At 63.0% G+C, this 10,735-nt stretch carries 8 protein-coding genes; 3 read left to right on the top strand and 5 right to left on the bottom strand.

The features are described 5' to 3' along the window. Positions 1–34 precede the first annotated feature (34 nt). The 3 genes from JHX87_RS17330 to JHX87_RS17340 all read right to left on the bottom strand — a co-directional run bounded on the left by JHX87_RS17330 (position 35) and on the right by JHX87_RS17340 (position 3,620). Positions 35–1,300 carry an ABC transporter substrate-binding protein gene (locus tag JHX87_RS17330; protein WP_271883545.1) on the bottom strand — a complete coding sequence of 422 codons (1,266 nt, stop codon included), beginning with the start codon at positions 1,298–1,300 and terminating at the stop codon, positions 35–37. Between the two features lie 164 nt (positions 1,301–1,464). After that, positions 1,465–2,493, bottom strand: coding sequence for a LacI family DNA-binding transcriptional regulator (locus tag JHX87_RS17335; RefSeq protein ID WP_271883544.1), 1,029 nt, complete (start codon positions 2,491–2,493; stop codon positions 1,465–1,467). A 230-nt stretch (positions 2,494–2,723) separates the two neighbouring features. Continuing rightward, a complete protein-coding gene (locus JHX87_RS17340) occupies positions 2,724–3,620 on the bottom strand; it encodes a lipase family protein (RefSeq protein WP_271883543.1) in 897 nt (298 codons plus the stop codon). Positions 3,621–4,208: 588 nt separating this feature from the next. Here JHX87_RS17340 and JHX87_RS17345 point away from each other — a divergent pair. Next, positions 4,209–6,785 (top strand): Rne/Rng family ribonuclease, encoded by a 2,577-nt coding sequence (locus JHX87_RS17345; RefSeq protein ID WP_271883542.1) that lies wholly within the window; start codon positions 4,209–4,211, stop codon positions 6,783–6,785. 131 nt (positions 6,786–6,916) lie between these two features. Here JHX87_RS17345 and JHX87_RS17350 read toward each other — a convergent pair whose 3' ends face one another. Further along, positions 6,917–7,681, bottom strand: coding sequence for a hypothetical protein (locus JHX87_RS17350; protein WP_271883541.1), 765 nt, complete (start codon positions 7,679–7,681; stop codon positions 6,917–6,919). Positions 7,682–7,842: 161 nt separating this feature from the next. Here JHX87_RS17350 and JHX87_RS17355 point away from each other — a divergent pair, with 161 nt between their 5' ends. Both JHX87_RS17355 and JHX87_RS17360 read left to right on the top strand, forming a co-directional pair. Further along, positions 7,843–8,586, top strand: coding sequence for a cytochrome c biogenesis CcdA family protein (locus tag JHX87_RS17355; protein ID WP_271883540.1), 744 nt, complete (start codon positions 7,843–7,845; stop codon positions 8,584–8,586). A 101-nt stretch (positions 8,587–8,687) separates the two neighbouring features. Continuing rightward, the gene (locus JHX87_RS17360; protein WP_271883539.1) at positions 8,688–9,560 is read left to right on the top strand and encodes an urea carboxylase-associated family protein; all 873 of its coding nucleotides are present in this window, start codon (positions 8,688–8,690) and stop codon (positions 9,558–9,560) included. Here the strand turns inward: JHX87_RS17360 and chrA are convergent. After that, entirely contained in the window at positions 9,546–10,727 is a 1,182-nt protein-coding gene (chrA, locus tag JHX87_RS17365) for a chromate efflux transporter (RefSeq protein WP_271883538.1), read from the bottom strand. The genes JHX87_RS17360 and chrA overlap by 15 nt on opposite strands. Positions 10,728–10,735: the final 8 nt, after the last annotated feature.

The following is a 10,735-nucleotide window of genomic DNA, read 5'->3' on the forward strand; positions in this document are numbered from 1 at the left end:
CCGACCGAATGCGCAGAGCTATCAGATGGTCAGATTACCACTCTGAGCCTTTGACATCCTCAAGATCGAGTTCAAGGATTTCAAGGTTCTCGGCGGCAGAGCCATTGCCAGCCAGCGTATCATGGACTGCCGACCAGAATTTCGCCGAAACTTCGTTATACTTGCCCTTCGTCGGGGCAGACGGACGCGGCACGGCGCTTTCGAACACTTCTTTCCAGCGCGGGATCAGCGGGGTTTCCTCGGCAATCTCTGCGTCGTCATAAAGCGTTGCGATGGTGGGCAGGTGGCTGCTTTTCAGCGCGCGAAGCTTCTGACCCGCGGGGCCTGCCAGATACATGGCCAGGCTGATCGCGGCCTCCTGATTGTCCGAATATTTGGACACGGCAACGTTCCAGCCGCCCAGCGTCGCGGCGGGGCCTGCATCGCCTGCGGGCAGGGGGGCCACGTCGAACTTGCCCTTCACCGCGCTGTCATCGCTGTTGGACAGCGAATAGGCATAGGGCCAGTTGCGCATGAAGACGGCATTGCCGGTCTGCCAGACACCGCGGGCTTCCTCTTCCTGATAGGATAGGACACCTTCGGGGCTGATCGTGCCGACCCAGCTTGCCGCCAGATCAAGCGCCTTGGCCGCAGCCTCGTTGTTGATCGAGATGGTGCCGTCAGGCTCGACGATCTGGCCGCCGCCAAAGGATTTCACCCATTCCAGCGCGTCGCAGGTCAGACCTTCATAGGCATTGCCCTGCCAAACATAGCCCCACATGTTGTTATTGCCCTCGGCGCGCTCGGCATCCTGGATTTCCTGCGCGGTCGCGGTCAGCTCTTCCCATGTTTTCGGGACTTCCTTGCCGTATTTTTCCAGCAGGTCGCTGCGGTAATACAGCGCGGCTGCGTCGGTATAAAGCGGCATGGCGACCAGGCGGCCATCCACGGTCTGGCTTTCGATCACGGCCTGGAAATGGTCGGGCAGCACGTCTTTCGCCGCCTCGCTGAGATCGACAAAGTGATCGGCCAGCTGCGGTGCCCAGATCACATCGGTCTGATACAGGTCGATATCGGACGTGCCGGCCGCCAGCCACAGGCGGTACTGCGCGAACTGGTCCGAGGTCGAGGACGGCATGGTCACGATCTTGACCGTATGTCCGGTTTCCTCTTCCCAGGGCTTCACGGTTTCCTCAAGCACCTCGATGGCATTGCCGACCACGCCCATCACGTAGTTGATTTCATCGGCCATGGCCGAACCGCCAAGGATGGTGCTCATCGCCAGGGCAGACAGACCGGTCTTGCAGAATTTATTCATCATTCGGATTTTTCCTCCCAGTATGGCCCGGCTTAAAGTGCCTGGCCCTCTCTCCTCGATCCGATTTCACGGATCACTCGATAATCTTCAAAACGCTCCCGAAACGTTTCGGAGCTGTTAGCGGGAACAGCGTAACCGGTCAATAAATATTCTCGCAGAGGGTGAGTTTACTGACAAGGGGGCGCCGTAGAGTGGCGCAGAATCGTGCGGTGCGATCCGATCACCTGCAGGTCCGATAGCGGCGCACCCGAAATCGCGCCATCCAGACAGGCCGCCAATGGTTGCCAGCTTTCCCGCATCGGGGCATCCGTCACGCTGAGCGCAGGATAGAAAGCCTCTGTTTTCATTTGCGCAATATGGTCGTCATGGGCGAAAACGGAGACCTGATCGGGGATTGAAAGCCCAAGCCCCTGCAGCGCCTGATAGACGCCTTTCGCGATCCGCACGCTGCCGCAGATGATCGCAGTGGGCCGGTTGGCCGGGTCCGAGAAAAGCTCGACAGTCGCGATCAGCCCAAGCGATTCCGTCATCGCCCCGCCCCGGATGATCGCGTCACTGGGGGGGATTCGCGAATCGGTCAGCGCCCTGAGATAGCCGCGCGTCCGGGCCGCCACATAGGTGCGCCCCTCGACCCCGTTCAGCAGCGCGATCCGGCGATGACCCAGATCCGTCAGGTGCCGCGTGATGTCGTGGAAAATCGTTTCGTTATCAATGTCGAAATAGGCATGCCCGGGATCGCTGCCGATGCGACCATGGACGACAAAGGGCACTTTGGCCTTGCTGAGGAACGCGGCCCTCTTGTCGTCATGGCTGGGGTCGATCAGCACGAACCCATCCAGCGCGCCATTGCCGACCAGACGCTTGTAAACCGGGATGATCGGTTCATCCTCCTGCGCGACATGCAGCACGCATTGCATGTCGCGGCGCGCAAATTCGCTCGACAGGCCCGAGACGACCTCGATGAACATGCTGTCCGAGGCCAGGTCATAGGTGCGCGGCACCACCAGCCCGACAAGGCCCGATCGGCCTGAAACCAGCTTGCGGGCCGACAGATTGGGGCGGTATTGCAGGGATCGGGCGATATCTTTCACCCGCTCTCTTGTGGCGACGCTGACATCAGAGTGGTCGTTCAGCGCCCGGCTGGTCTGGGTGACAGACAGCCCTGCCTCTTTCGCCACATCTTTCAGGGTCGCCATTGGATTTGACCTCCTCCGCCACATCCGAAACCTTTCGGTTTTCTTTTTTACAACAGTTCTGCCCCCGGTAAAGGCCGAGTTCGTGCCGCCAAGGTGTTTACGAACAGTAACCCGCACCCTGCAAGCGCCTTGGGCCGAGGGATGCGCCTTTGGAGGGACAGTTTTCGGCGGATGGGAAAGGCTTTGCAGATCCGGCGGCGTGACGGTGTCGCAACCTGTCTGACGCCGATCTACGCGCGCAATCCGCTGATCTGCGACGGGCGCGCAAGCAACCGGGACCAGCGTGGCGCGACAGGGCCGGGCAGGCGATGGCGCAGCATGGGCAGCGGCAGCGCCCAGGGCTGACGCAGGGCGGTGCGGTAGAAGTCGAACAGGCCGCGGCGCAGATAAGGGGTCCAATGCGACAGCCGCATGGGTTCGGTATCCACGTCAAAGCCCATCTGGCAAAGCATCTTCAGGTTTTCGGGACAGTCGATCTGCACATCGACCCAATTGCGTCTGGGCTGTTCCAGGCCAAAGCCAAGCGCATGGCGGCGCCCGCCACCCAGCCACATCTCGATCCCGAAATCGAAAAGATCGTTTTCACGCGACGTGACATTGATCACCTCTGCCCGTCGGCCGGCGGGGCTGTCCAGCGCCGCTGCGGCCTCATCCGCGAATTCGGCGCCGGTCAGCAGGATGATCCGCCCGACGCTTCCGGGTGTCGCCCGATACAGCGATTGCAGCGCGACCCGCGCACCCATCGAATGGCAGATGATCGACACCGGGCGTCCCGCCGCTGCCGACAGGTCGGAAAGATAGTCGCCCAGCCAATGCCCGGCCTCTGCCGCGCGGCCGAATGCGGCACCCAGGCTGCCCCGCGCTTCCCATCCGCAGGCGATGGCCAGCCCGTCGCTGCGGCCTTCCTTGCCAAAGCCAAGGGCGCGCGGCCAGGAAAAGGGGCGGGGGCGGTCCGGCACGGGATCCAGCGCCAGCAGGTGGCGATGCGGATCGTGCTTCGGAATGCTGGGAGAGTAGCGATAGCCATGGATCATCACGATGATCTGCGCATTGTCAGACAGGGATCCGGCCAGGTCGAAGGCCCGGTTCGGCGGCGTCTGCTGTGCGTTGATCCTGATCACGGTCATGATCCTGCCCTTGCTGAAGGCCCCTTTGGCTGCTGGTTAGTCCGATGATGCAACAGAAGGGTGAAAGCAGCGTTAAGCGACCGTGACGGCACCGTTAGAGGGTGTTGCGTCCAGCAAATGCGACGCGATGCCGGGCCTGACATGGCGCAATTGTGCAGATTAAATTGCAGCCGGAATCTGCCCATATCGTCAGAACATGTTTTCGGCATTGAATTTTCCTGGCAGCAACCTCTATGTTAGGTCTATGCGCAGCGTCACTCAACCGTGAGTTGCATTGCGCCAACAGTTTCGTAGCGGGGTTCACCGGGTCCGGCCTGTATGGCGGATCGTGACGGCCCTGCGGGAAAGCCCGCCCAGGACGCGATCTTCTGCGACCGGGCGATGACATCAGCGGCCCGGCAGGCAATTGCCAACGGGTCATATAAGGAACAGACGCGATGGCGCGCGCACAGAACGGATCACGGCGGAGGGGACATGGCACAGGCCATGCCATCCGCGATCCCTTGCAGGCAGCGGCGCCCGTGTCCCCATCAAATCGCAACCTGATATTGGCTTTGCCCGATGGCAGGCGGCGTGAAAGATATAACAATGGCAAAAAAAATGCTGATCGACGCGACCCATGCCGAGGAAACTCGGGTGGTCGTGGTCGACGGAACCAAGGTCGAAGAATTTGATTTCGAGACCATCAACAAAAGGCAGATTTCGGGCAATATCTATCTGGCAAAGGTAACGCGGGTCGAACCCTCGCTGCAGGCAGCCTTTGTCGATTATGGCGGGAACCGTCACGGGTTTCTGGCCTTTGCCGAAATCCATCCCGATTATTATCAGATCCCCGCAGCCGATCGCGATGCGCTGATCGCCGAAGAGCGCGCCTATGCCGAAGCGCAAGAGGCCGAGGAAGCCAAGCAGTCCACGCGCCGCAAATCGAAGCGCGCCAAGGCTTCGGCCAGCGCGGATGAAGACGAGGTGACCACCTCGGACGATCATACCGTCACCGATACCGATGCCGCCGATGCCTTGCTGGAGGGCGAAACCGGGACCGATGACGCGGACGATGCCGCCGGGGCGAAAAACGGCGACGATGACAGCGGTGATCAGCCCGAGGACAAGGACGACAACATCGAGTCCGTGGCCGAGGAAGACGTCGCCGAAGAAATCCGCATCACCAAGAAGCCGCGCCCGCGCCGCTACAAGATCCAGGAAGTGATCAAGGTCCGCCAGATCATGCTGGTTCAGGTCGTCAAGGAAGAGCGCGGCAACAAGGGCGCTGCCCTGACCACCTATCTGTCGCTTCCCGGGCGTTATTGCGTGTTGATGCCCAACACCGCGCGCGGCGGCGGGATCAGCCGCAAGATCACCAATGCGGCCGACCGCAAGAAGCTGAAGGACATCGCCGGCGAGCTTGACGTTCCCAAGGGCGCCGGTCTGATCATCCGTACCGCTGGCAGCCAGCGCACCCGGACCGAGATCCGGCGCGATTACGAATATCTGCTGCGCCTGTGGGAACAGATCCGCGATCTGACTTTCCAGTCGGTCGCGCCCGCGCCGATCTATGAGGAAGGCGATCTGATCAAGCGCAGCATCCGCGATCTTTACAGCAAAGAGATCGACGAGGTGCTGGTCGAAGGCGATCGCGGCTATCGCGTGGCCAAGGACTTCATGAAGATGATCATGCCGTCCCATGCCAAGAACGTGAAGCATTACCACGATCCGATGCCGCTTTTCGCGCGCTATCAGGTGGAGAGCTACCTCTCGGGCATGTTCAACCCGGTCGTGCAGCTGAAATCCGGCGGCTATATCGTGATCGGCATTACCGAGGCGCTGGTGGCCATCGACGTGAACTCGGGTCGTGCGACCAAAGAGGGCAGCATCGAGGATACCGCGCTGAAGACCAACCTTGAGGCCGCGGACGAAGTCGCACGGCAGGTGCGTCTGCGCGACCTTGCCGGCCTGATCGTCATCGACTTCATCGACATGGAAGAGCGCAAGAACAACTCTGCCGTCGAAAAGCGCCTGAAAGACAAGCTGAAATCGGACCGCGCGAGGATCCAGGTCGGCCGCATCTCTGGCTTTGGGTTGATGGAGATGTCGCGCCAGCGTCTGCGCCCGGGCATGCTGGAAAGCACGACGCAGCCCTGCGCCCATTGCCACGGCACCGGCCTGATCCGCAGCGATGACAGCCTGGCGCTGACCATCCTGCGCGCCATTGAGGAAGAGGGCACGCGCAAGCGCTCTCGTGAGGTGCTGGTCAAGGCGCCGGTGGCTGTCAGCAATTTCCTGATGAACCAGAAGCGTGAACATGTCGCCATGATCGAGGCGCGCTATGGCATGTCGGTGCGGATCGAGGCCGATCCGGTACTGATCTCGCCCGATTTCGCCATCGAGAAGTTCAAGACCGCGACCCGCAACGTCCCCGAACTGGCCGCACCCGTGCTGGGCGTCGATGCCGATCTGATGGCGCAGATCGACGATGAGGACGAGGACGATCTGGACACGGTCGCCGACGATGGCGACGAGGCGCAAGAGGAAGCCGAGAAGGCCAGCGGCAATAATGGCGATGAGGAAAGCGGCGATGGCAGCCGCTCGCGTCGCCGCCGCCGTCGCCGTCGCAAGAAGAATGGCGACCGCGCCGAAGGCGAGGGCGCCGATGCCGAAGACAGCGCCGAGCCCAGCGAAAACGCGCCCGAAGAGGTTGCCGCCGAAGAGGGTGAAGCTCAGGGCCGCAAGCGCCGCAGCCGGTCGCGCGGCAAGAAGAAGGACGGCGATGCGCCCGCCTTGCCCGAGGCCTCGGGACTGCCCGATGTGGTCGATCTTCGCGATCACAACGAAGGTGAAGGCCGTGCCGAGGAACTGCCGGGCGTCAATGCGCGTCCCGAAGCGGCGCCTGTCGCCGATGAGCCCGCCGAGGCTGCTGCACCAGAGGTCGCCGCCAATGTGAACAGCGCACAGGTGGATCTGACCGTTGTGGAAACCGTTGAAGCCGAAACGGCAGAGGCGGAACCGGCAGAGGTCGAAACCGCCGAGGCCGACGCCACCGTGACCGATGTCCGGCAGGAAGCGCAGCCCGATCCCGCGCCGGAACCTGTGGCAGAGACAGAGGCCGAGGTTGAAGTCGAGGAAACCGCCCGGCCCAAGCGCCGTGGCTGGTGGTCCGCCGGAAGCTGATCCGTCCACCGGAAGCTGATCCGTCCACCGGAAGCTGATCCGTCCACCGGAAGCTGATCCGTCCACCGGAAGCTGATCCGTCCGCCGGAAGCTGATCCAAGACAGGGCGCGGTTCTTGCCGCGCCCTTTTTCTATCTGCGCCCGAGGTTTTCGGGGGGCTCTTTCCGCTCTCTCTCGCGCAGTATCCGCAGCTGGTCTTTCGCAAAACGACATGCGGGCGGGATCGTGTCGCCCCCGGTCTGACCGGCGCCAAGGGCGCATGCCCGACCAAATCGCGCCCGTGCTTCTTGCGGATCGACGGGACCACCTTCGCCAAGGCGCAGCGACTGCCCCTCCATCGCGCATCCCCATGCAATCCCTTCCGCGCAGGCCAGCGCAAAACTGCGTCGCAGGCAGCGCAAGCTGTCGGGAGTGCGCCGATCGGAAAGCTCATCCGAAGCGAGCGGAGAATTCCTGAGGCCCGCGGCCCTGTTGATGCAGCCCGAGGCCCGTCCAAGGGCGCAGGTCAGCGCAAAGGCCTGGCGGCTCTGCAGATCGAAGCGCCCGGCCTGATCCGTCTCCAGCACCCGCGCCGCCGCGAAACAGGCCGAGCTGTTCAACTCGTCCGTGCAGGCCCTTGCACATTTTGCGATCTGGTCGCGGCATTGCTCGCTGCGCCAAAGTCCTCTGGGGCCGACCATCCGCTGGCGCAGCGATTGACGTGTTCGCCAGATATCGGCGGGACAGTGCCGCATCAGGGATTGCATATCCGGGACCGTCGCCAGCTTCTCGACAAGAATGCCAAGATTGTCCGGATCCGCCCCCTGGGCCTGAAGCGGTGCGGACAGAGCGATGAAAAGACCGATTGCGACAATCAGTCCCGGCGGGCAGATCCGTGCGAAAAAGCTGGTGGCCATTGATAACTTTCTCCTCGTGAGATCGGGTCCGTCGTCCCTGCAAATTCCCTGTGCGGGCGGGCCACCACCGGATACCAGCGGCCCGCTTTCGCCCAAGGCCCCACGAAGGCGTGACATCATGGCACCTGTCAAGTTGAGATATTGGCGCTAAGGTGCCGCCCATGTTGGGAATCGATCTTGCCGCCGCCGCCTTTCTGCCCGCCGCCTCTGTCGCGCTGCTTGCGGGTATCCTGTCCTTCCTGTCGCCCTGCGTGCTGCCGATCGTGCCGCCCTATCTGGCCTATATGACCGGCGTGGGGGTGAACGGACTGAAGGCGCGGGAACGCAGCGCGGTCGTGCCCGCGCTGTTTTTCGTCATGGGCCTGTCCACGGTGTTTCTGGTCATGGGCTTTGCGGCTTCGGCCTTCGGGCGCGCTTTCCTGCAATATCAGGATGTGCTCTCCAAGGTCGCCGGTGTCATGGTCATCGTCATGGGGCTGCATTTCCTGCACGTCATCCGCATCCCCTTTTTGGATCAAGAGGCGCGGATCAATGCGGGCAAGCAGGATGGCGGGGCGTTCGGGGCCTATATTCTGGGCCTTGCCTTTGCCTTTGGCTGGACGCCCTGTATCGGGCCGCAACTGGGCATGATCCTGACCCTTGCCGCCACCGGAGGCGAATTGTCACGCGGCACCGCGCTGCTGGCGGTTTACGCGATCGGATTGGGCATCCCCTTCCTGCTGGCGGCGATCTTCATCAACCGCTCGATCGCGCTGATGAACCGGATCAAGCCCTGGCTCAAAACCATCGAGCGGGTGATGGGCGGGCTGCTTCTGACGGTGGGGATCATGCTGCTGACGGGGGCCTTCTCGACCTTCAGCTTCTGGCTGGTCGAGACCTTTCCGGCGCTTGCCGGTCTGGGCTGAGACTGTCGGGCGCAAAAACCTGTCGGGCGGCGGCTGACGCCCTTCTTCCGCGTTGATTCCGGCACGAAACCGGACAAGATAAGCGCAGGACAGGAGGCCCGATGAAACCCGAATTTCCCGCGCATGACGCCCCCGACGACGCCCGGAGCCGACGTCAGATCGCGCCCGTGATCTGCTATCCGGTCGATGCTCTGCCGCCACCCGATCTGCCCGCCCTGCACAAGGCGCGCGACGGTTGGGAACAGATCAGTGAAACCCTTGTGCCGCCGCGCGATGCGCGCTGTTTCGATGTTCCGGCGGGCCATTTCTGCCGCATCGTCAGTGTCGAGGGGCCGCAGGTTGGCGATCTGAACCTCTGGTCCGCTGATCTGTCCGAGCGGTTCTTCTCCAGCAAGACGCGCGCCCTGCATGGCACGCATCTGTCGACGGGCGACCGGCTGTGGTCTTCGTTCCCGACGTTGCGGCCGATGGCGACGATCACCGATGACACGCTGGACTGGTATGGGTTCGATGGCGACGGGCTGTCGGTCCATGACGTGATCGGCTCTCGCTGCGATCCCTATACGCATAACCTGCTTTCGGACGGCGGGCAGTATCACCATTGCTGCCATTCCAACCTGACCCGCGCGCTGGCGAAGGCGCGCGATCTGCCTTTGGATCGGGCCGAGGCGCTTGTCCATGACGTGCTGAATGTCTTCATGTGCACCGGGTTTTCGCGTCAGACCGGGCAATATCTGATGAAGGCAAGTCCGGTTCGACCGGGGGATTACCTTGAATTCTTCGCCGAGATTGACCTGCTCGGGGCCTTGTCGGCCTGTCCGGGCGGCGATTGCGGGACGCTGCATTCCTCGGATCAGGCGGCCTGCCACCCGCTTTTGGTGCAGGTGTTTCGCCCGGTCGCGGCGCCAGAGGGCTGGCGGGCACCGGATGTGAACGGCTATGACCGCAGCCATGGCGGCTTACAGCACCGCTAGGGCAATCCCGCCAATCCCGCCTGTGATCACCACCTGCCAGGCGGGTCTGCGGGCGGGGCGCAGCATCACGAACAGCGCCACAGCCAGCGCCAGATCATCCGCCCCCCTGATCGCGCCGGTATAGACCGGATCGTAAAGCGCATAGGCCAGCAGCCCGACCACCGCCGCATTGGCCCCGGCCATCGCATGGCGCGCGGCGGGCAGGGCGGAAAGCCGCGACCAGAAGGGCAGCGCCGCCGCCATCAGCAGAAAGCCGGGCAGGAAGATCGCGATCAGGGCCGTGATGGCGCCCGGAAACCCCTCGGCGACCTGTCCCAGCCATCCGGCGAAGGTGAAAAGCGGTCCGGGCATTGCCTGTGCCGCGCCGTAACCAGCCAGAAAGCTGTCATTTGACACCAGCCCCGGACCGACGACCCCCGCATCCAGCAGCGGCAGCACCACATGCCCGCCGCCAAAGACCAGCGCACCGGCGCGGTAAAACACATCTGCAATTTGCGTCAAGCCTCCGGTCTGCGCCAGAAGGGGCAGGCCCAGCAGCAGTATGGTGAACAGGGCCAAGCAGCCAAGGGCCACGCCCTTTGTCGGGCCGTGCAGGGTGACGGTGGCGCTGTCATGGGCATTTCCGATCCGCGCGATCAAGGCGATTCCCGCCCCGGCAAGGATGGCGCAGACCTGCGCCGCCGCGCCGAATGGCATCACCGCCAAAACCGCCACGGCAAGCAGGGCGATGGCGCGACGCGGCAGGTCGGGTGTCAGCTTGCCCGCCATCCCCCAGACGGCATCGGCCACCACCGCGACGGCGGTGATCTTCAGCCCCGCGATCAGCCCGCCAGCCCAGCCGGGGCCGGGCGGCGCCGTCCCGATCCACGCGGCCAGCGCGATCATGATGACCGCCGATGGCAGGGTAAAGCCCAGCGTCGCCATCATCGCGCCCGCAGATCCGCCGCGCTGCCAGCCCAGTGCAAAGGCCGTCTGAGAGGATGCGGGCCCCGGCAGAAACTGGCTGAGCGCCAGGATCTGGGCATAGGTTTCGTCGCTGACCCATTGCCTGCGCTGGACCAGCTCTTTGCGGAAATAGCCCAGATGGGCGATCGGGCCGCCGAAACTGGTCAGGCCAAGTTTCAGAAACGTCACAAAAATCTCGAACAGCTTGTGGTTGCCTTGCATGCCGGTAT

Source organism: Paracoccus fistulariae (assembly GCF_028553785.1).
In the GTDB taxonomy this organism is placed as follows: domain Bacteria; phylum Pseudomonadota; class Alphaproteobacteria; order Rhodobacterales; family Rhodobacteraceae; genus Paracoccus; species Paracoccus fistulariae.